The 18,004-nt window shown below is 67.8% G+C and carries 16 protein-coding genes; 9 read left to right on the forward strand and 7 right to left on the reverse strand.

From position 1 onward, the window contains the following. Positions 1–5: 5 nt before the first annotated feature. Entirely contained in the window at positions 6–1,223 is a 1,218-nt protein-coding gene (mnmA, locus tag ACW17W_RS04350) for a tRNA 2-thiouridine(34) synthase MnmA (RefSeq protein ID WP_492080256.1), read from the reverse strand. 131 nt (positions 1,224–1,354) lie between these two features. Between mnmA and ACW17W_RS04355 the strand changes: the two genes are divergently transcribed. After that, the gene (locus ACW17W_RS04355) at positions 1,355–2,005 is read left to right on the forward strand and encodes a hypothetical protein (RefSeq protein ID WP_492079516.1); all 651 of its coding nucleotides are present in this window, start codon (positions 1,355–1,357) and stop codon (positions 2,003–2,005) included. A 73-nt stretch (positions 2,006–2,078) separates the two neighbouring features. Here the strand turns inward: ACW17W_RS04355 and sciP are convergent, their stop codons facing one another. From sciP to ACW17W_RS04375, 4 genes are all read right to left on the reverse strand, one after another. Further along, on the reverse strand, positions 2,079–2,363 hold the full coding sequence (sciP, locus tag ACW17W_RS04360; RefSeq protein WP_492079517.1) for a CtrA inhibitor SciP: 285 nt from the start codon (positions 2,361–2,363) through the stop codon (positions 2,079–2,081). A 173-nt stretch (positions 2,364–2,536) separates the two neighbouring features. Then, positions 2,537–4,009, reverse strand: coding sequence for a flagellar hook protein FlgE (gene flgE, locus ACW17W_RS04365; RefSeq protein WP_492079518.1), 1,473 nt, complete (start codon positions 4,007–4,009; stop codon positions 2,537–2,539). 29 nt (positions 4,010–4,038) lie between these two features. Further along, positions 4,039–4,704 (reverse strand): flagellar hook assembly protein FlgD, encoded by a 666-nt coding sequence (locus ACW17W_RS04370; RefSeq protein ID WP_492079519.1) that lies wholly within the window; start codon positions 4,702–4,704, stop codon positions 4,039–4,041. Positions 4,705–4,707: 3 nt separating this feature from the next. Further along, on the reverse strand, positions 4,708–6,492 hold the full coding sequence (locus ACW17W_RS04375) for a flagellar hook-length control protein FliK (protein WP_492079520.1): 1,785 nt from the start codon (positions 6,490–6,492) through the stop codon (positions 4,708–4,710). Between the two features lie 425 nt (positions 6,493–6,917). Between ACW17W_RS04375 and flgK the strand changes: the two genes are divergently transcribed. The 8 genes from flgK (at position 6,918) to ACW17W_RS04415 (ending at position 16,381) form a co-directional block, all read left to right on the forward strand. Further along, positions 6,918–9,041: a flagellar hook-associated protein FlgK gene (gene flgK, locus ACW17W_RS04380; protein ID WP_492079521.1), complete on the forward strand. Its 2,124-nt coding sequence runs from the start codon at positions 6,918–6,920 to the stop codon at positions 9,039–9,041. Further along, positions 9,041–9,970, forward strand: coding sequence for a flagellin (locus ACW17W_RS04385; RefSeq protein WP_492079522.1), 930 nt, complete (start codon positions 9,041–9,043; stop codon positions 9,968–9,970). Before flgK ends, ACW17W_RS04385 begins: the two co-directional genes overlap by 1 nt. A gap of 59 nt (positions 9,971–10,029) precedes the next feature. After that, complete coding sequence (locus tag ACW17W_RS04390) at positions 10,030–11,271, forward strand: putative DNA modification/repair radical SAM protein (protein WP_492079523.1); 1,242 nt, start codon at positions 10,030–10,032, stop codon at positions 11,269–11,271. Further along, a complete protein-coding gene (locus tag ACW17W_RS04395) occupies positions 11,271–12,758 on the forward strand; it encodes a UdgX family uracil-DNA binding protein (RefSeq protein WP_492079524.1) in 1,488 nt (495 codons plus the stop codon). The genes ACW17W_RS04390 and ACW17W_RS04395 overlap by 1 nt, the downstream gene beginning before the upstream one ends. Positions 12,759–12,846: 88 nt before the next feature. Then, positions 12,847–13,962 (forward strand): ABC transporter permease, encoded by a 1,116-nt coding sequence (locus ACW17W_RS04400; RefSeq protein WP_492079525.1) that lies wholly within the window; start codon positions 12,847–12,849, stop codon positions 13,960–13,962. An 83-nt stretch (positions 13,963–14,045) separates the two neighbouring features. After that, positions 14,046–14,795: an ABC transporter ATP-binding protein gene (locus tag ACW17W_RS04405; RefSeq protein ID WP_492080257.1), complete on the forward strand. Its 750-nt coding sequence runs from the start codon at positions 14,046–14,048 to the stop codon at positions 14,793–14,795. Positions 14,796–14,807: 12 nt separating this feature from the next. After that, positions 14,808–15,746, forward strand: coding sequence for an MlaD family protein (locus tag ACW17W_RS04410; protein ID WP_492079526.1), 939 nt, complete (start codon positions 14,808–14,810; stop codon positions 15,744–15,746). Further along, positions 15,743–16,381: an ABC-type transport auxiliary lipoprotein family protein gene (locus ACW17W_RS04415; RefSeq protein WP_492079527.1), complete on the forward strand. Its 639-nt coding sequence runs from the start codon at positions 15,743–15,745 to the stop codon at positions 16,379–16,381. The genes ACW17W_RS04410 and ACW17W_RS04415 overlap by 4 nt, the downstream gene beginning before the upstream one ends. Before the next feature lies 1 nt (position 16,382). Here the strand turns inward: ACW17W_RS04415 and ACW17W_RS04420 are convergent, their stop codons facing one another. After that, on the reverse strand, positions 16,383–17,237 hold the full coding sequence (locus ACW17W_RS04420; RefSeq protein WP_492079528.1) for a toxic anion resistance protein: 855 nt from the start codon (positions 17,235–17,237) through the stop codon (positions 16,383–16,385). A gap of 95 nt (positions 17,238–17,332) precedes the next feature. Continuing rightward, entirely contained in the window at positions 17,333–17,986 is a 654-nt protein-coding gene (locus tag ACW17W_RS04425) for a 3-oxoacid CoA-transferase subunit B (RefSeq protein WP_492079529.1), read from the reverse strand. Between the last annotated feature and the right edge of the window lie 18 nt (positions 17,987–18,004).

Here is an 18,004-nt window from a genome sequence, read left to right on the forward strand (position 1 = left end):
GCGTCTCAGGCAACGGCGGTGGTGCCCGTGATGAAGCCCCCGCCCAGCAGGCGGTCGGGGTCGGCGGGGTCATAAAGGGCGCAGGCCTGACCCGGCGCCACGCCTTCCTCGCCGATCTGGAACGTCACCCCGACCACGTCGCCCTCGAGGGTCAGTCGGGCCGGGGAGGGCGGGCGGGTCGAGCGCACACGGGCCAGCACCGCCGCGCCTTCGCGGGCGGCGTCCTCAAGGGTCGGCTGGTCGCCCAGCCAGTTGGTTTCGCCCAGCGTCAGGGACGCGGTCAGCAAGGCCTCGCGCGGGCCGACCACGACGCGGCGCGTCTCGGGCTCCAGCTTCGTGACGAACAGGGGCTCGCCCACGGCGACGTTGAGCCCGCGGCGCTGGCCGATGGTATAGTCCGTGATGCCGTCGTGGTCGCCCAGAACCCGCCCGTCCGTATGGACGATCTTTCCCGCCTGCCGCCCTTCGGGCCGCAGCCGGTCGATCAGGGTGCGATAGTCGCCCGAGGGCACGAAACAGATGTCCTGGCTGTCCGGCTTGGCGGCGATGTTCAGACCCAGGGCGGCGGCCACGCCGCGCACCTGGGGCTTCTCCAGATCCGCGAGCGGGAAGCGCAGATAGTCGAGCTGGTCCGGGGTGGTGGCGAACAGGAAATAGGACTGGTCGCGCGACGGATCGATCGCCTTTCTCATCTGCGGCCGGCCGGTCGGGCCGACCGCCCGACGGACATAGTGCCCGGTCGCCATGGCCGCGGCGCCCAGATCGCGGGCCACATCCAGCAGGTCGCGGAACTTGACCGTCTGGTTGCAGCGGATGCAGGGCACCGGGGTGCGGCCCCGCAGATAGTCGTCGGCGAACTGGTCGATCACCGCATCCCGGAACCGGCTTTCATAGTCCAGCACATAGTGGGGAATGCCCAGGGTCTCGGCGGCCAGTCGGGCGTCATGAATGTCCTGACCGGCGCAGCAGGCGCCCTTTTTCTTCAGCGCCGCACCATGGTCATAGAGCTGCAGCGTCACGCCGACGACCTCGTAGCCGGCCTTGTGCAGCAGGGCCGCAACCACGGTGGAGTCTACCCCGCCCGACATGGCCGCGACCACCCGCGACCCGACCGGCAGGCCGACCGCCCGGCGCGCGCTCTCGACCGCCGCGTCCATGTCGGCCGGCGACGACATCGGGGCGATGTCCGGGATCGGGCAGGCGAGGGGCTCCACAAGCGTCATGGCCATAATCTAGGCGTTGAGTCGGGGGATTTCGAGGGGCCGACGTCTGATGGACAAATCCGCCGGACCCGGCCAGATATTTGCAGCCGGCCTGGTCAGACGGCGTTTCGTGTTTCAAGGTGGGATTCCTGTTGTCGAACAGGCTGTTCGTTTCTCTGGTCGCCCTGGTTTCCGGTTTTCCGGGCCTGATCGCCCCGTCGACATCGACGGCGGCTGAGCGCCCGCGCGTGATGATCCGGACCCAGACGCCGGGGCCCGCGGTCACGCCCGCTCCGGCGTCGCCTGCGGCCATTCCGGTCTGCGGTCTGGATGGAGAGATCGGCCAGGGGCGCGGCCGGATCACCTCGCGCGGCGCGGATCGCGGCTATCGGGGCGAGCTGACATGGCGTGTCTCCGAAACCCCGGAAGTCGTGCTGACCATCGTGTCCGAATTTGTACCGCACCGGCCGGCTGTGGATCGCATTACCCTGTCGATCGCCCCTGACCCGGCGACGACGCTGGACACGAGGCTGAGCGGCGCTTTCGGTTCGATCGAGGGCGGTCGCTTCACCATCGTTCGCGGCCAGCCGGACGAGGAGCCTGAAGAGGGGACGGACCGCCGGTGGTTCGACGCCCTGGCGTCCGGCGCCACATTGACCGCTGCCGCAGGCCCGGACTCTGCGCCGGTCACCTGGCCGGCCGACCAGATGGAGTCTGACTACAACTATTTGCTGGACCTCCTCCAGCTGGTCGCCGGATGGGAAATCGCCGGCCTGTGCGCCAACCGCGCGACCGCAGGCTGAGAGCCTTTCGCTGCAATTGAAAACGGCCCCGCCTGGCGACGGGGCCGTCATTTTGCGTCCCGGGGCCCGGGATTCAGGAGCGGTAGGTCTGGATCCGCGTCGTGCGCAGACCCTGCATGCCCCATTTGTCGATGGCCTTCTGCCAGGCGAGGAACTCCTCGGCCGTCAGACGGTATTTCTCAAGCGCGTCTTCCAGGCTCAGGAGCCCGCCCCGGACGGCCGCCACGACCTCCGCCTTGCGGCGGATGACCCAGCGGTCCGTGTTGGGCGGCGGAAGATCCCGCAGGGTCAGCGGGGTGCCTGTCGGTCCGACCACGTATTGTTCGCCTTTGCTGTTCAGGCGTCGATCTTGCAACATGGGCTTTTGCCTCATTCCCCACCAAACTGGTCTGGTGAACAATAGGCCGTCGCGCCTAAAGGCCGTTTAAGCGTCGTGGTGAAGAAGAAGATAAACTTCTCCGCCGCCTGACAGCTTTGGCTAAGGATGCTGAAGTGACGATTCATGATTACTAATGATTAACTAATTGGCGATCAGCGTTTTATGTTAATCAGTTCGGCCAGCATCTCGTCGGCCGTGGTGATGATCTTTGACGAGGCCGAATAGGCGCGCTGGGTGGTGATCAGGCCGGTGAATTCGGCGGACAGGTCCACAGTGGAGGCCTCCAGTTGCGAGGCCCCGATCAGACCTGCGCCGCCGGTCCCCGCCGCCTTGAGGTTATAGGTGCCGGAGTCGCGGCTGACCCGGTAGGCGTTCTCGGACACCGATGTCAGGCTGTCGGTCGAGGGGAAGGTGGCGATCGCCACCTGGGCGATACGGCGGCTGACGCCGTTGTCGAAGTTGGCGGTGACGAAGCCTTCCTCGTCGATCTCTACCCCGGTCAGGCTGCCAAAGGGCGTGCCATTGGTGATCACAGCCTGGACGATGGAGTCGCTGTCATACTGCGTCAGACCGCCGGCGGCGGCGTTGAGGTCCAGGGTAATGACCTGATCGTCGATGCCCAGACCGGCGGACCAGTTGGCCGCGCCGGCCCCCGGGGCCGCCGCATCGGACGCGCCGAAGGTCAGGGTCGCGTCATTGACGTCCGTGAACAGGGCGCTGGCGCCCAGGGCCGCCATGCCGGCCACGTCGAGACGCCCGTCCTGGGTGAAGGCGATGATGCCGGTCTTGACCTGGCCGTTGGCGAGCGGGGCGCCGGCCGTAACGTCCGAGGCCGGCGTCGAGACGATCTCGGCGTACCACTGGTTCGGCACGGAGCTCTTCAGCAGGTTGAGCGTCAGGTTGCGCTGGCCGCCCTTGGAGTCCGAGATCGGCAGGTTCATCTTGAAATCGGGCTTCACCCCGGTGCCTGCGACGGCGTCGTACTGGGCCATGGAGTTGGCGGCGGGATCATAGGCGCCGGCGCCGGCCGGAACCGTACCGGCGGCTGCCGCCTCGACCGAAACCGTCTGGCTGGACTTGAGGTTGGCGTTCAACTGGGCGCGGGTGGTCGCCTCGGCCGCGCCGCCCACCGAGGCGACGTTGATCGAGCGAAGCCGGTTCAGGTCCGACGGATCGAGGGAGACGTTGCCGTCTGCGTCGACGGGCCAGCCTTGCAGGTACAGGCCCGCGGTGTTTTTCAGATAGCCAAGGTCATCGACCCGGAACGCACCGGCGCGGGTGAACAGCCGCGCGTCGCCGGAATCCAGACCTTCAGACTTTTCCGTGGTGACGAAGAAGCCCTGACCGGCGATCGCCAGATCGGTGGAGTTGGTCGTGCGCTGCGTCTGACCCAGTTGACTGATGAAGTTGCGGGTCGAGGCGATGACGCCGCCGGCGGAGTAGCCCGTCCCGCTGGTAGAGCCGCCATTGCCGGCCTGGCTGTTGACCAGGGTCGAGAACTCGGCGCTCACGCGCTTGTAGCCGACGGTGTTCACATTGGCGATGTTCTGGGAAATGGCCGCCATCGCCGCAGAGTTGGCGGCCAGGCCGGACACGCCGGCGAGAAGGGCGCTGTTGATGCTCATGTTTCAGTCCTCGACGAAGGGGGAAGGGTTCAGGAATTCAGGTGCTGTTTGAGGCCGATGACGGCGCTCAGCGGGACGATGGAGGTGCCGACATTCAGGTAGGGGAGGCCGTCATAGAGCTCGACGCCGGTCACCTCGCCCTGGGTCAGGACCTGGCTGGTCACGGTTCCGGCGGCGTTGGCGGCGGTGATCTTCAGGCTGTAGACGCCGCCGTCGGCCGCCTTGCCTCCGGCGGTGGTCGTGCCATCCCAGGTGAAGTCGTGCTGGCCCTCGCCCAGTTCCGGCGCATCGCCGGTCCAGACCACCTTCCCGGAGCCGTCCACGACCTGCAGCGTGGCCTTGGTGGCCGCCGCCCCGAGTTCATAGCTCCAGTTGGCCTTTCCATCGGTCAGCCGGTCCGCCGCCCAGACGGCGGTCACATCCTTGCCGATATAGCTGGAGGCGTCGCCCATGCCCTGGCTCTGCTGGGCCGCCAGCAGGCTGGTCAGGAGGTCATTGGTCAGCAGCTGCTGCTCGACCCCTGTCATCTGCGTCAGCTGGGCCGTGAACTCATTTGAATCCAGCGGCGACAGCGGATCCTGGTTTTTCAGCTGGGCGGTCAGAAGCGTCAGGAAGGTTTCGAAATTCGAGCCCAGGCTCGCGCGCGCGGCGCTGGTGTTGGTCGCAGCGGCGGTGTTGGAGACGGCGTCGACCATGGGTCAGACTTTCAAATCAACGCCTTGCGGCGTCTGTGAGTGTGGAATCCAGGCGTGTGCGGCATCGGCGATGCCCGGGTCATCCATGAGGCGCGAGGCTCCCGCGAAGGCGCGGCCGGCGTCGCGGTCGAAACGGCGGTCCGACCCCCCGCCGGACGAACCGGACTCGCGTTCCGAGAAGCTCAGGGAATCGGCGCCGACGTTGAAGCCGGCGTCCTGCAACTGGCGGCGCAACTCGTCGGCGCGTCCCCGCAGTTCGGTGGCGGCCAGGGGGTTGTCGAACGCCAGCCGCGCGGTCAGGCCGCCGTCAGCGTCGATATCCAGACTGACGTCGACACGACCGAGGTCGTCGGGCGTCAGAGCCATTTCAAACCGGGTCGACCGGCCTTCAATCCGGCGCGCGATCTGGGCGGCCAGCTGTGCCGTGGTCTCTACCGCGACGGACGACAGGCCGGTCGTCGGAGCGGCAGTCGGAGCGTCAGAAGAGACCAGGCCGCCGGTGGAGCCCGGTTGCAGGGACAGGGACGACAGCGCCTCGGGCGCGTCCGCCATTTCGCTCGGTCCGGGCGTCAGATCTGGCATGGGCGAGGCGGGCGAAGCGGGCTTCGCGGCGTCTGCGCCCGCGACCGGGACCTGGGATTGCGCGGCCATCTGCGTGGCGACCTGCGCCGACAGGCCCGGAGACCCGGCGTCCGGATCCGCAGGGGCGACCTGGCCGGAGCCGGTCGCGGCAAGGGTTTCTCCGCGGATGACCGCGCCGGAAAGCGGAGAAGGGGGGGGCGGGGCGGCTGTCGGCGGCGGTGACGAGACCGAAGCCTGAACGGCCGGTTTTATCGCTGCAGTCGACGTCGATGCGCCCGCAGGATCGTTCGACAGGGCCGCTTCCGGACCGGCCTTGCGCCCTGCGGGCGGCGCCAGGAGATTTGCCGCGAGCTTGCCAGCGACATCGATGGCGGCAGCGACCGGTGTCGGAACTCCCGCCTTGATGGCGTCCGTTGCGATTTCGACGGCGGCGAGCGCGATTGCAGCCGCCTGCCCGGAGACGGGGGCGCTGGCGGGCGACGGGGATGGCCCCTCCTCGACGGGCATGGCGTCCGGTGCGGGGCTGGCGGTTTGAATGGCAGCCGTCGCTGGCCCGGCCACGCGATCGGCCGCCCCGGCGGCGATCGCCGGTCCCGTCGTGACCGGTGCAGGCGAAGACGCGGGAGGGGCTTCTGGAACCGGTACAGGCGAAGACGCGGGAACGGCTTCAGGGTCCGGGTCTGTGGCGACCCCTGCGGCCCGGGCGACAGGCGTCTCTGCGGCGACGGGCGCTGCAACGACGATGGGCGTTTCATTGACCGGCGCAGAGGCGGCGGGGCTTGCGGGCGCAGGTGCAGGGACCGCCGCGACCTGGGAGATGGACGGAAGCATTGCCGGGCTTTCCTCTCGGCCTGGCGTCCCGACGTCTGGCTCCCCGGCCGTTTCGCGCTCCGCCCCGTCGCCCGTCAGGGTCGGTTCTTCAGCGCCCGGCATCGGAAGGGTGATCCGGGGCTGTCCGTCCGGCGTGATCAGCGCCGCCTCGGCGGACTCCCCGTCGGTCAGCGCCCTGTCGGTCGGAATTCCGTTGGCCGGTGCTTTCGTCGCGGGCCGGGCTCTGGCCGTCCCGCCGTCGGGCTGGGCCTCCCCGACCGCGCGAGTCTGCTGCAGCACGGCGGCGAAGGACCCGTCATCCGTCGCTTCGCCGCCCACCCCGCCTGTGGACACAGGCAGGGCGGCAGTCGCGGCAAGGGAGGAGACGGCGGTCATGTCGCAGGCGGTTCCGGCGGAATATTCGGCGGCGCCTGCTGCGCCAAAAGGTTCGGTGGCCTCGTCGCAAGGGCCGGGCCAACCGGGAAGTCCAGCCTAAGTGCATGAAAATAAGAATGAAAAATGATCCGTCGATGGGCGGCGGGTCAGGCGCGGAGGCGCTTTTTGCCGTGCCGCCGCCATCTTTTTGCCCGGCGGGATCAGGGCGCGAACCCTTGGTTCCAATGCGCCCCCCGCGCCTGCCATTCGATTGGCCCGACCCTTGCGCCGTGATCCGGCATGTACGCAGCCGCCACAGCGATAGCCTTTGAATTCAGCGCCTTGCCAGCAAGGTGTATGAAGACGGCCGGGCAAAAACCGCAAATGGGGGGGCAAGTCTTGCCGGGCCAGCCGGCGGCGGCGCGTGGGGATGAGGAGCGCGCCCCATGTCGCTGAACTCCATCTTCAACATCGCCAATTCAGGGTTGATGACGGCGCAGCAGCAGTTGCGCGTGGTTTCGGACAACGTCGCCAACGTCAATACGCCCGGCTATATCCGCAAGGTCGCCGAACAGGTCAGCCACACCACCCAGGGAATCGGCTCGGGCGTCGATATCGGCCGGGTCAGCCTGGCCACCGACCGGTTCCTCCGCGCCGCAAGTCTGGATGCCGGCGCCGAGGCCGGCCGCCAGGGCGTGAAATACGAACTCTACGACCGGATCCAGAGTCTGTTCGGCGATCCGGGCGGCGACAGCAGTCTGTTTTCGCGGATCGATGAGGTCTTCACCGCCTTTTCGGCCCTTTCGGAGGCCGCCTCGTCGTCGCCGCTTCGTCAGGAGGCCCTCTACAAGGCCGGGGCAGTCTTCCAGGAAGCCTCGCGTATTTCGGGCCAGATCCAGACTGTGCGCGAAGACGCGGACAGCCGCATTGGCACGGCGGTCCAGTCGGCCAACGATCTGCTGCAGCAGATCGAGGCGCTGAATGTCGAGATCACCCGGGCGCGCGCGACCAGCGGCGATTCCACCGGGGTGGAGACCACCCAGGCCGCCTTGATCGGCCAGCTGGGCGCGCTCATGGACATCAACGTCACCCCGCGCGGTCCCGGCGGGGTGTCGATCCGCACCGGTTCCGGGGTGCTTCTGGCGGGGGCGGGCGCGGCGACGCTGGAGTATCGCCAGGCCGGCGCCGTCAATGCCGAGAGCACGTTTGACGACGTCTGGGTCACCGAGCCCGGCGGCCAGAAACGGTCCCTGACCGACGGCTTGAAGACGGGCGAAATCAAGGGATTGATCGAACTCCGCGACGTCGAGGCCCCGGCCGCCGCCGAGCGGCTCGGCGAGCTGATGACGCGGCTGGCCGACGAACTCAACCGCGCCCACAACGCCAATACGGCGGTTCCCGCCCCGTCGACCCTGACAGGCCGCAACGTAGGCCAGTCGCTGGAAACGGCCCTGACCGGTTTCAATGGCACGACCACCGTCGCGGTCACCCACCCGACGACCGGCGCGATCGTCACGAGTGCACAGATCGTCTTCTCCGGCGCGACCATGACGATCAACGGCGTCGCAGCCGATCCCTCGACCTTCCTGTCGACCCTGAATACCCAGCTTGGCGGGGCGGCGACCGCGTCGTTCACGAACGGCCGGTTGAGCATCGCCACCGGCAACGCCAACGGCGTGTCCATCGGCGATGACGCCACAACCCCCGGCACGAAGGCCGGGCGCGGCTTTTCACACTATTTCGGGTTGAATGACCTGATCGTCACCGATCGCACCTCGAACTATGACGTCGGGCTGACCGCCAGCTCGCTCCACGGGTTCACGGCCGGCGAGACCATCAAGCTGCGCATTTCGGATGCCGAAGGCGTGGGGTTGCGGGACGTCACCGTTTCGGTGCCGGGAGGCGCGGGCACGGCGACGGAATTGCTCGGCGCCCTGAACAGCCCCATCACCGGTGTTGGCCGCTATGGCGTCTTCGCCCTGGACGCGACGACCGGGGCCGTGACCTTCACCGCCAACAGCCAGCCGGCGGCGACCGTATCCGTGACCGAGGACAACACCACCCAGGTGCCGTCCGGCGTCTCGCTCAGCGAACTCTTCGGCATCGGGGCCGGGATCCGGGCCTCGCGCGCCGACGGCTTCTCGGTCAGGTCCGACATCACGACCAATCCGAAACATCTGGCTCTGGCCCGGTTGAACCTCGCGGCGCCGGCCGGAACGCCGGCCCTGGGCGTGGGCGATGGACGCGGCGCGGAACGTCTGGCGGCAGCGGGCCAGAATGCTGCGAACTTCCAGGGCGGCGGCGGATCCGCCGGCGGCCTCATGTCGATCGCCCGGTATGCCTCGGACCTGTCCGGCGACATCGGCGCCCGGGCCTCGGCCGCCAAAACCCGGGCCGAAAGCGCCACCGCCATCCAGACCGAGGCCCGGGCTCGCCAGAGCGCCCAGGAAGGCGTCAATCTGGACGAGGAACTGGTTGCCATGACCACCTATCAGCAGGCGTTCAATGCGTCGGCGCGCATGATCCAGGCGGCCAAGGAAATGTACGACACCCTTCTGGGAATGACCTGATGACCCGCATCTCGACCGCCGGCAGCTATCAGTCGGCCCTGCTGAATCTGATGGCGGCCCAGACCCAGCAGGCTGACGCCCAGAACCGGGTCACGACGCAGAAAAACGCCACCGACCTGGCCGGGTTCGGCCGCGGATCGGAAAGCCTCACCGCCTTCAAGTCGGCCCAGGCGCGCATTCAGGGCTTCATTACCGCCGGCGAGGGAGTCACCGCCCGGCTGGAGACCCAGGATCTGGCCTTGACCCAGGTCGATGCCGCCGTCGGAGACGCGCGGACAGCCGTAGCCAACGCCATCGCCAGCGAATCCTCCGTGACGCTGGTTCAGGATATCGCCAACCAGTTCCAGGCTATCCAGGGCGCGCTGAACGCCCGGCATCAGGGCGCCTATCTGTTCGCCGGCTCCCGGACGGACACGGCTCCGGTGTCGGTGAGCACCCTGGCGGCGCTGACCGCTGCGCCTGACGTGGCCTCGACTTTCGCCAATGACCAGCTCGCGCCGATGTCGCGGCTCTCGGAATCCGGGCCGATCCAGACCGGCGTTCTCGCCGACGACGTGGGATCGACGGTCTTTCAGATTTTCCGCGACATCCAGGCCTACAATGACGATCCGGCGACCGGCCCCCTGAGTGGAAGGCTCACGGAAGCCCAGAAGACGTTTCTGAACACCCAACTGGGTCGTCTCGACGCCGCCAAGATCGAGGTCGTCAATGTGGTCGCCAACAACGGGTCCCTGGCCAAACAGGTCGAGACCATCACCGCCTCCAACACCGCCCAGTTCGACGCCCTGGACGCCCTTGTCGGCAAGCGGACCGACGCCGATCTGGCCCAGGCTGTCACCGACCTGAAACTGTCGGAGATCGCCATCCAGGCCTCGGCCCAGGTCATCAGCCGTCTCAGCGAAGTCTCCCTGCTGAACTACCTGCGCTGAACAACGATTTTCTTCCGGCCACGCTGGACCTCTCCCGTTTGAGTGAACATAACGGGAACATGGCTCAACTGGATCTTCGCGGAAAGCTGGCGGTGCTCGCCGACGCCGCCAAATACGACGCCTCCTGCGCCTCGTCAGGCACAAGCGCGCGCAATTCGTTGGGCGGCAAGGGCGTCGGCTCGACCGAGGGCATGGGCATCTGCCACGCCTATACTCCCGACGGTCGCTGCGTCTCGCTGTTGAAGGTGCTGTTGACCAACTTCTGCATCTACGACTGCGCCTATTGCATCAACCGGGCGTCGTCGAACGTCGAGCGGGCGCGGTTTTCGGTTCAGGAGGTCGTCGACCTGACGCTGAACTTCTATCGACGGAACTATATCGAGGGTCTGTTCCTGTCATCGGGCATCATCCGCTCCTCCAACTACACGATGGAGGCGCTTGTCCGGGTCGCCCGCAGCCTGCGGGAGGATCACGATTTTCGCGGCTATATCCACCTGAAGCTGATCCCTGAGGCCGATCCGCTTCTGGTGGAGCAGGCCGGCCTCTATGCGGACCGCCTGTCGGCCAATATCGAACTGCCGCGCGACGAGGCCCTGTCGCGGCTCGCCCCGCAGAAGAGCTCGGCCGTCATCCGCAAGGCCATGGGCCAGGTGCGGCTGAAGGTGGAGGCGGCCAGACCTCGGAAGTCCGATCGGGTCCGCCCGCCGCGCTTCGCCCCGGCGGGCCAGAGTACGCAGTTGATCGTCGGCGCGGACGGAGCGCTCGACAGCGAAATTCTGGACCGCAGCGCCTCTCTTTACGGAGGCTATGGTCTGCGCCGCGTCTATTATTCGGCCTTCAGCCCGATCCCGGATTCCAGCGCCGCCCTGCCGCTGATCAAGCCGCCGTTGATGCGCGAGCACCGGCTTTATCAGGCCGACTGGCTGATGCGGTTCTACGGCTTCTCGGCGCCCGAGATCGCCGGCGCGGCCACCGGCGGCATGCTGGATCTGGCCGTCGATCCCAAACTGGCCTGGGCCCTCGCCAATCGCGGCGGGTTTCCGGTCGACGTCAACCGCGCTGATCGCGAGACCTTGCTGCGCACGCCCGGCCTCGGCGTCAAGTCGGTCAATCGCATCCTTCAGGTCCGTCGCTACCGCCAACTCCGGCTCGAGGATGTGGCCCGCCTGTGTCGCGGCATCGACAAGGTTCGCCCCTTCATCACCGCGCTCGACTGGTCGCCGGGCGGCCTCACCGACGCCGTCGATCTCAGGAGCCGGCTGGTCCGCGCGCCGGAGCCGACGCAACTGTCGCTGTTCTGATGCCGACGGCGACCCTTGCCTCGCAGACCGATTTCGACGGATGGCGCGCGGCTGCCCGGGCCTTCCGTCTGTCTGACGTTCACCCCCGGGACGCGGTCTTTCGCGTTGCGGGTTCCGAAACCCAGGGGGGTCTGTTCGACCCGGCGGCGGCGCCGTCGGCCCGGGCTGCGAGTGCGGATGCACCCTTGGCGGTGTCGCGAGCCTTCGTTGAGGTCGCCCGAAGCGTGGTCCTGCATCGGTCCGAAGACCGGTTTGATCTCCTGTATCGCCTGCTCTGGCGCATGCGTGAGGAGCCGGATCTGATGCGGATCGTCTCCGACCCCGGGGTGGCGGATGCGCTGGGCCGGGCGAAGAACGTCAGCCGGGCATCGCACAAGATGAAGGCCTTCGTCCGTTTTCGGCGCGTCGAGGCGGCTGTGGACGATGACCCGGAAAACTGGGTGGCCTGGTTTGAGCCTGCACACCGGGTGCTTGAGCGGACCTCCCCCTTCTTCGTCGCGCGGTTCACCACCATGCGCTGGTCGATCCTGACCCCGGACGGTTCCGCCTTCTGGGACGGCCAGGCGCTCCGTTTCGGTCCCCCCGCCCGTCAGGACGATGCGCCGCAGCACGACGAGGTCGAGGGGTTCTGGAAGACCTACTACGCGTCGACCTTCAACCCGGCCCGTCTCAAGGTTCAGGCGATGACGTCGGAGATGCCCAAACGCTATTGGGCCAACCTTCCCGAGGCGGCCCTGATCCCCGGCATGATCGCGGCGGCGGCGGACCGCGCCGTCGCCATGGCTGTGAAAGACAGTACGCCGTCCAACCCCCGCATGGCCCGCGCCCATGCGCCGGCGGCGCGGGTCCCGACGCCGGCGACCGCCCCCGCGCCCGTGACTGCCGGGGAATTGCGCGACCAGGTGGACGGGTGCCGGCGATGTCCGCTGTGGCGCGACGCCACCCATGGCGTCTGCGGCGAGGGGCCGGAACATGCCTCCCTGATGATTGTCGGCGAACAGCCCGGCGATCACGAGGATATCGTCGGTCGCCCCTTCGTCGGCCCCGCCGGTCAGATGCTGGACGGCGCCCTGGTCGAGGCCGGCATTGACCGGTCAGACGTCTTCGTCACCAACGCCATTCGCCATTTCAAGCACGAGGCCCGCGGCCAACGCAGGATCCACCAGACGCCGACGGCGGGCGAGGTCCAGGCCTGTCGCTGGTGGCTGGACGCCGAACGGGCGCGAATCCGCCCGCGGGTCATCGTCGCCCTGGGCGCCACAGCGGCGCTCTCCGTTCTGTCGCGCAAGGTCGCCGTGACCCGGGAACGCGGACGACCGTTGCCGCTTGCGGATGGATCCCGGGCCGTGATCACGGTGCATCCGGCCTATCTGCTTCGTTTGCCGGACCCCGAGGCGCGAGCGCGCGAAAAGGCGGCCTTTGTCGCGGATCTGAAGCGGGCCAGGGCTATGATTCAACCAGAATCGTCGCCTCTCGTCGAACCTTGACCGTTCGTCGGCGTTGATCCGGGTCGCTCTGGTCTGCGTAGAGCGGTTGGACGTGGGCGATCGCCCCGAACTCGGCTATTGGAGGCGTATGACGACAGCGGATTTCCAGATCGACGACCGGGAGGGCGGCCCCGTTCTGCGCCTGACCGGCGACTGGACGACCGCCGGTCTCGGCGCGGCCGTGCGCCAGCTCGAGACCGGTATCGGTGGGCGATCGATCGCGGCGGTCGACGTCAGTGAGCTGGGCCGTTTCGATACGGCCGGCGCCCTGATCCTGGCCCAGGCGACAAGTTCGGCCTTGCCGGCGGATACCTGGACGTCGCGCCCCGAAGCCGGACGGATCTACGCCAAGGTCGAGACCCTGGAGCGCCTCAGCGCCCCCCCGCCGAAACGCCCCGACGCCCTGACCCGGGCCTTCGCCAAGATCGGTCTGGGGGTTTTCGATATCGGCCACGAGATCGTGCTGTCGATGGCCTTCCTCGGGCGGTTGATGACGGCCGCCGGCGGGGCTCTGCGGAAGCCCTCGACGATCCGGTGGCCCGCATGGGTCAGTCAGGCCGAGCGCGCCGGACTGGACGCCATCCCGATCGTGGCCGTGACCAACTTCTTCATCGGCGCGGTCATCGCCTTCCTCGGGGCCAATCTGCTGACCCAGTTCGGGGCCGGGGTGTTCACCGTGCAACTGGTGGCCGTCGCGACCCTGCGGGAGCTGGCGGTGCTGATCACCGCCATCCTGCTGGCGGGACGCTCGGCCTCATCCTTTGCGGCCGAGATCGGGTCAATGCGCATGAACCAGGAGGTGGACGCCATGCAGGTCATGGGCGTCAATCCGTTCCAGGCCCTGGTCATTCCCCGACTGGCGGCCATGGTCGTCATGCTGCCGCTGCTGACCTTCATCGGCATGCTGGCCGGCTTTCTGGGCGGCATGCTGGTGACGTGGAGCCAGCTGGCCTACGGCCCCGCCTTCTTCCTGCAGCGGGTCAGCGAGGACCCCAACATGGGCACGCACCTGATGGTGGGCATGGTCAAGGCGCCGGTCTTTGCGGTCGTCATCGCCGCCATCGGCTGCCGCCAGGGCATGTCGGTCGCCGGCGATGTCGAAAGCCTCGGCCGGCGGGTGACCGCCGCGGTGGTCCAGGCCATCTTCGCCATCATCTTCCTCGATGCCGTCTTCGCCATGATTTTCCTGGAGCTGGACCTGTGAAAGCGGTCCAGCCCGTCAAGGGAAAACGCAAGCCGGCCTCGGCGCCCGCTTCCGCCTCTCCGGCGCCGCCCGCTGAAGTCCTCATCGAGGTTCGGGGCCTGCTCAGCCAGTTCGGAGACCAGGTCATCCATCAGGACCTCGATCTCGACGTCCTGCGGGGCGAGGTGTTGGGAGTGGTGGGCGGTTCGGGCACCGGCAAGACGGTTCTGCTCAATTCGATTATCGGTCTGAAACAGCCCGAGGGCGGGACGATCCGCCTGTTCGGCCACGATACCGGCGATCTGACGCCCGAACAGGCCGCCGATATCGAACGCCGCACCGGCGTCTTGTTCCAGCAGGGCGCCCTGTTCTCGTCCCTGACGGTGCTGGAGAATGTCGCCTCGCCCCTGGTCGAGCACACACGCCTGCCGCGCGAGACCATCCGCGAACTGGCCGAGATGAAGATCGCCATGGTCGGCCTCAAGCCCGAGAGCCACCACCAGAAGCCGGCCGAACTCTCGGGCGGAATGCGCAAACGCGTCGGACTGGCCCGCGCCCTGGCGCTGGATCCGGAACTCATCTTTCTTGACGAACCCACGGCGGGCCTCGACCCGATCGGGGCGGCGGCTTTCGATCAGCTGATCCGCGACCTGTCGGACGACCTGGGCCTGACGGTCTTCATGATCACCCACGACCTCGATAGTCTTTACGCCATCTGCGACAAGGTCGCGGTTCTGGCCGACAAGCATGTTGTCGAGAAAGCCACGGTTCAGGACCTCGAGCGTTCCGATCATCCGTGGATCCGCGAATATTTCCTCGGCCCCCGCGGCCGGGCTGCAACCAAGGCCGCCTAGGAGGGCGGACAGATGGAACGAGACGCCCACTATGCCGCCGTCGGCATCGCCACCGTCGCCCTCATGCTGGCGCTGGCGGTGTTCACGATCTGGCTGGCCCGCCTGCAGTTCAACAAGGACTACGATGTCTATGACATCGTCTTCTACGGCCCTGTGCGCGGCTTGTCGGAGGGGGGCGAGGTCCACTTCAACGGCATTCGCGTCGGCGAGGTCACCGACCTGAATCTCGACCCGCAAAAGGGTGATCAGGTCATCGCCCGGGTGCGGCTGAACGGCACCACGCCTGTGCGCGTCACCTCGCGCGCCCAGCTGGAGCCCCAGGGCATCACAGGGCTGAACTACATCCAGATCACCGCCGGCGATCCGGACACCGCCCTACTGAAATCCCAGTACCCCGCCAGCGCCGTGCCGGTGATCCAGAGCCAGCCCTCGCCGATCGCCGAACTGCTCAGCGGCTCCGGCACCGTCCTGGCCCAGACCGTGGACGCCCTGAACCGCATCAACCGCGTCATGTCGGACGACAACATCCGGTCGTTCTCGACCAGTCTGAAGAATTTCGAATCCGTCACGACCGAGCTCGAGGCCCGCAAGGGCATGCTTCAACAGCTTGAGGAGACCCTCGCCAACGCCAATGCGGCGGTCGTGGAGTATGAGGCTCTCGGCGCCGACGCCCGTCGACTGGTCAACACCGACGGTCGTCAGGCCATCGCCAATATCAACAAGGCGACGGAGGAAGCCCAGGCGACCATTGCGTCCCTGAACCGCTCGGTCAGCGGGCTTGAGCGGCCGCTCGGCGACTTCGCCTCGACCGGCCTGCCGCAGCTCAACCAGACCATCCAGGAGCTGAACGAGGCGACCCGTTCGCTCCAGGGCCTGATCGAGGACGTCCGGTCGAGCCCGCGCGATTTCATCGGCCGTCCGCCGTCCCGTGAACTGGAGGTCCAGCCATGATCCGTCGTTTCCCCGGTTCCGCCCAAGCCGTGGCGGCTGTCTTTGTCGTCAGCCTCGCGCTCGGCGGCTGCGCCCTGCTGTCGACCCCTGATCCCGTCCAGACCTACCGGTTCGGGACTGCGCCCGCCGATGCCGGGATGTCCGTCCCGGCATCGGGGCCTCCTGTGGCGGTGGCCCTGCGCCGGATCAGCCTCCCGGAGGCCTCGCGCGGAGACCGGATCCTCGGGGTCACCGGAACCGAGGCGGCCTACATCAAGGGCGCACGCTGGATCTCTCCGGCCGAAACCCTTCTGGACGACAGCCTGCGCGGCGCCTTCACGGCGCGGCAAGGCCGCATCCGGTTGCTCGGCGGCCGGGATGTCGGCGCGGCGGACCGGATCCTGGGTCTTGAGATCACGGCTTTCGAGGCGCGCTACACGGCGCCGGGCGCCATACCCGAGGTCGTCATCACGGCGCGCGGCCGGATGACGGCCCTTCCGGACCGTTCGGTGGTCGAGGATCGCGCCTTCACCGTGGTCCAGCCCGCAACCGAAAACCGCGTATCCGCTATCGTCGCTGCTTTCGATGCCGCCGTGGCGGATCTCAATGCCCAGGTGGTGGACTGGACCGGGAACACAGCCGCCCCGCGCCCATAGGTCAGATCGCCCGGCGCGCAGCCTCCATACGGGCGTCCGCCTCCTGCCGGCGTTTGCGGGCGAACTCCAGCTCCCGCGCCGTCGCCTCCAGCATGGCGCGGGTGGTGTCGCGGCCGGAGTCCAGCCGTGTCCGGTCCGGGCGCAAACGCTCCGACGGCGCCCGTGTGCGCCCGCGCCTGTCGCGACTGTCCATGCCCAGTGCGGCGCGCCAGTCGATATGCCATTCCATCAGGGCGTCGCAGACCGCCCCGATCCGCCGAGCCGCCTCGGCGTCGGCGTTCTGGGCGCTCCGGACCTGGGGCAGAACGCGAACCGCCGCATCGCGCGTCGCCGCCAGCGCCCGGGCGCGGGCTGCCTGGGGACTGTCCCCGGCCTCTCCCCCCGCCGCAGCGGCGGCCAGTACATGGGCATCCAATTCCAGCACCGCGGTGCGAAGCTCGCTCCACATCCGCTCTGCGGCCTCGGAGCGGCGGACGATGGCGCCGCGCCTCAGCTGAAGGTCGTCCAGCGATTCCGACAGGGTTCGGGTCGTTTCGGCGAAGCGGGCGCGAAAGGCGCGAAGCCGGCGCTTGCGGCTGTCGAACAGGCCCGCCAGTCCCCGACGCTTTGACAACTGCGACGGGTCGAGAGCCTCCAGCCCACTGCGCAAATGTCCCAGCACCGCCAGACACTCGGTCAGCTCGCCACCCCTCATCTCGGCCCGGACGCGGTCGACTGCGTCCCCGAGGGCCTGACGCGACGGCTCGCCGAAGGTCCCGACATCGCCATCCCGGGCTTCGGTGGCCAGTCTGAGCAGGTGGGACCGCTCATGAGGCGGCGCTCCCGGAAGAACGCGATAGACGGCGGCGACGGACATCCCGCGCTTATCAACCGCCGCTCGCCCAAGGCCAAGGGGGATCGCCCGTGACGACGCCGGGGTACGGCCCGGATTCGGGTTCCGCGCGAGTCCGCTCAGGCCATGAGCGAGGCCGCGACGGTATAGTCGGCCTCGGTCCTGGCTGCGACCTCGTCCAGCGTCACCCCGTCGGCCAGCTCGATCAGCTCCAGCCCCGACCCGTCCGGCTTGACGTCGAAAGTGGCCAGGTCGGTGATGATGCGGCTGACCACGCCTGTGCCCGTCAGGGGCAGGGTGCAGGTCTTCAGCACCTTGGACTGGCCGTGCTTGTTGGCGTGTTCCATGACCACGACCACTCGCTTGACCCCCGCGACCAGATCCATGGCGCCGCCCATCCCCTTCACCAGCTTGCCGGGGATCATCCAGTTGGCGATGTCGCCATTCTGGGCCACCTCCATCGCGCCCAGGATGGACAGATTGATGTGGCCGCCGCGGATCATGGCGAAGCTGTCGGAGCTGGAGAAGTACGACGACTCCGGGATCGCCGTGATCGTCTGCTTCCCGGCGTTGATCAGGTCGGCGTCGACCTCGTCCTCATAAGGGAAGGGGCCCATGCCGAGCATGCCGTTCTCGGACTGAAGGGTGACCTCCATGCCGTCCGGAATGTAGTTGGCGACCAGCGTCGGGATGCCGATGCCCAGGTTGACGTAGAAGCCGTCCTGCAGCTCCTGGGCGGCGCGTTCAGCCAGTTGTTCGCGGGTGCGGGGCATGGAGTGATCCGGGTGTGG

Source organism: Brevundimonas sp. FV1ye29L, from assembly GCF_058681095.1.

Excerpts from the sequence above, each read along its gene's own strand:
- ACW17W_RS04410 (WP_492079526.1), top strand. The coding sequence starts at position 14,808 with ATGGAACGAGACGCCCACTATGCCGCCGTCGGCATCGCCACCGTCGCC.
- flgK (WP_492079521.1), top strand. The coding sequence starts at position 6,918 with ATGTCGCTGAACTCCATCTTCAACATCGCCAATTCAGGGTTGATGACG.
- sciP (WP_492079517.1), bottom strand. The coding sequence starts at position 2,363 with ATGTTGCAAGATCGACGCCTGAACAGCAAAGGCGAACAATACGTGGTC.
- mnmA (WP_492080256.1), bottom strand. The coding sequence starts at position 1,223 with ATGACGCTTGTGGAGCCCCTCGCCTGCCCGATCCCGGACATCGCCCCG.
- ACW17W_RS04400 (WP_492079525.1), top strand. The coding sequence starts at position 12,847 with ATGACGACAGCGGATTTCCAGATCGACGACCGGGAGGGCGGCCCCGTT.
- ACW17W_RS04370 (WP_492079519.1), bottom strand. The coding sequence starts at position 4,704 with ATGGTCGACGCCGTCTCCAACACCGCCGCTGCGACCAACACCAGCGCC.
- ACW17W_RS04415 (WP_492079527.1), top strand. The coding sequence starts at position 15,743 with ATGATCCGTCGTTTCCCCGGTTCCGCCCAAGCCGTGGCGGCTGTCTTT.
- flgE (WP_492079518.1), bottom strand. The coding sequence starts at position 4,009 with ATGAGCATCAACAGCGCCCTTCTCGCCGGCGTGTCCGGCCTGGCCGCC.
- ACW17W_RS04390 (WP_492079523.1), top strand. The coding sequence starts at position 10,030 with ATGGCTCAACTGGATCTTCGCGGAAAGCTGGCGGTGCTCGCCGACGCC.
- ACW17W_RS04425 (WP_492079529.1), bottom strand. The coding sequence starts at position 17,986 with ATGCCCCGCACCCGCGAACAACTGGCTGAACGCGCCGCCCAGGAGCTG.
- ACW17W_RS04420 (WP_492079528.1), bottom strand. The coding sequence starts at position 17,237 with ATGTCCGTCGCCGCCGTCTATCGCGTTCTTCCGGGAGCGCCGCCTCAT.
- ACW17W_RS04375 (WP_492079520.1), bottom strand. The coding sequence starts at position 6,492 with ATGACCGCCGTCTCCTCCCTTGCCGCGACTGCCGCCCTGCCTGTGTCC.
- ACW17W_RS04395 (WP_492079524.1), top strand. The coding sequence starts at position 11,271 with ATGCCGACGGCGACCCTTGCCTCGCAGACCGATTTCGACGGATGGCGC.
- ACW17W_RS04385 (WP_492079522.1), top strand. The coding sequence starts at position 9,041 with ATGACCCGCATCTCGACCGCCGGCAGCTATCAGTCGGCCCTGCTGAAT.